Raw genomic sequence first — 2555 nt, forward strand, 5'->3', positions numbered from 1 at the left:
AAGCCAACTCAATAAATTAGATTTGTTTTTGTCTTTTGGTCTTTTAATTATAATAGACAAAAACACTAAGCATAAAATATAAAAAGGAGATATTTTTTACATTTCCTTAAAATCTTTTTCTAGTCCTTTTAAATCTTTCCAAAACTTATCTCTATTTTCATAATTCTTTTTCATTCGTTCATGAATATTTAACATTTTTTCTTCGCTAAATATTGGAATATATAATTTTTCCCATCTATCTGCAATATTAGGTAAAGTTGTATCTAGCATTATCTTATTACCTAGCTGACTTCTGACTTCATCAGAGTTCATTAAAAACAGTAAATTATATGGAGTTATATTATATTTATTTTCACTATTAACAACTCTCAATATCAATAGTTCTCTTGTAAAAATTGATTTAGTATCTTTTTCATACAGAATTCCTACATCACCAATTCTATAACTTCCACGCCTTACAAAAACTATATCTTTAGCTTTCAATTCTTTTTCAGGTCTAAATAATCTATCATACTCAAATTCTGGGATTAAGTCTTGTGGATTGGTGTAAACTTCTAAGTTAACTATATCTTTCACTCTTATATAAGGATATGTTCCTTGACCTTTTAAGTAGCCTCTTGGAGAACCATGCCCATCAAAATACTCTAAAATTCCCTCATTTATCAAATCTTCTATTTGAACTTTGTTATCTGTAACTAATTTTTCTTCAAAATAGTTTCTAGCTACTAACACATCTTCTTCTTCAATATCTTTATAATCAATATATTTTATCGTCTCTTGTAATTCTCTATTTTCTTCTAACAGTTTTTCTTCTCTTTCGTTGAGTGGATTATAATTATTTTCTATTAAAGACATAATATCTTTGTTTTTGATTGCAGGAATAATTTTTATAGTATCATCGTTTATTTTAGATTTGTCAAAGGTGTCTGTTTCCAAATCATACATATAATTTACTTCGCCTTGATGATTATGTCCGATATTTTTTATTTTAATTGCTAATACTTTATCTTGTTGCGGAGTTCCTTTTTGAATGAAAATTATATCAGTTTTAGCATTGTTATAAGGTCTAAATGTATCATGAGGTATATCAATTATCGCCATTATATTATGTTTATAAAATAATGAATCTCTAACTTTTCTATTACTTGGAGAGTGGAATATTGTTTCTGGCAATACTATTCCTAATACTCCACCATCTTTCAATAGACTGAGTGCTCTTTCTACAAACGCTAAATCTACAGCTTCATATTCATATAATTCCTTTGTCTGCTTATCTAATTTAACATCTTTGCCAAAAGGAGGATTTGTTAAAATGTAATCAAAGTAATCTTCTTTAATAGCTCCTTTTGCGCCATTTCCCCAATTTTTGCTATTTAAACTGTTTTCTATATAAATACCAGCTTTCCCATCTCCTAAAACAGCCATATATCCTTTTGATATTTTAGCTAAAAAATCATCTTTTTCTATCCCATACAAATATTTCATAGCATATTCTTTCTTTTCTTCTTGCTTTGCTAAATCTTCTAAACTTTTCCCATCTATTTTGTTCCAAACATGATTCATTGAACTTGTTAAGAACCCTGCTGTTCCACTCGCTGGATCTAGCAAACTGTTATATTCTTCAGGATCTAAAATAGACACCATCAAATCAACTACATTTTTAGGTGTAAAAAACTGTCCTTGTGACCCTTTTGATGCATAGCCAATTATACTTTCAAATGCATCAGATATCGCTTGATGAGAGCTTCTTGTAATAGAATACATCTGTAGCTGTCCTACTACATAAGTGATTATACTATCTTCTAAAGTTATTTTATCTTCTTTCTTAAATACCTCATTATACTTTACTTTGACTTTTTCATTAAATATCTTTTTTAAATTACTTGCTGTTTTCTTCTCATCATCATTCATTATTCTAAATTCCATGTAGTCTTCATCGCTCTTATACCTTTCATCATATATTTTACATATCAAAATAGACATAAGCTCGCCTAATATTTTCTCATCTCTTGTAGTTCCAGTAGCATTAGCTGATATAAACCCTCTCATTTGTTTAAATATATCTTTTAAGTTGCTAGTAGGCTTTAAATCTTTTTTTTGTATTTCCTCAATTACATCTCCATAACCTTTTCTTGGAATATTAAAGCGTTCTTTATACCGAATAACCCCATCTTCTACAACTTTTTCAATATATTGAATTCCTATTTCATCAGCTTCTAAATTCCCATTTGTCCAAACACCATATTTTACATCACTCTCAAAGTTTAAATAATCTTTTAATTGATCCAAACCTATATCTATTTCTCCTGATTTAGTTTCAACAAATATTTTAGGTTTCTCATCTTCAAAAACAGCTATATCTACTGGCAAAGATCTTCTTGTATCTGATGGACTTCTTTTTACTCCATACTCTACCTTTAAGTCTTTTTCATCATATCCATAATCTTCTATTAGTATTTTTATGTATCTTTGTCTTACTATTTCCTCTTTAGTATTAGGTACATCTATTTTTCTAATTCTACATGTTATTTTTTTACTCTCCATAACTTCCTCCT

At 28.3% G+C, this 2555-nt stretch carries 1 protein-coding gene; it reads right to left on the reverse strand.

What is annotated here, in order from left to right; genetic code table 11:
• Positions 1 to 96: 96 nt before the first annotated feature.
• The gene (locus ACTHW2_RS12905; protein WP_442264296.1) at positions 97 to 2544 is read right to left on the reverse strand and encodes an N-6 DNA methylase; all 2448 of its coding nucleotides are present in this window, start codon (positions 2542 to 2544) and stop codon (positions 97 to 99) included.
• Between the last annotated feature and the right edge of the window lie 11 nt (positions 2545 to 2555).

The sequence above is a fragment of the Tissierella sp. genome (assembly GCF_052089545.1).
Classification (GTDB): Bacteria; Bacillota; Clostridia; order Tissierellales; family Tissierellaceae; genus Tissierella_A.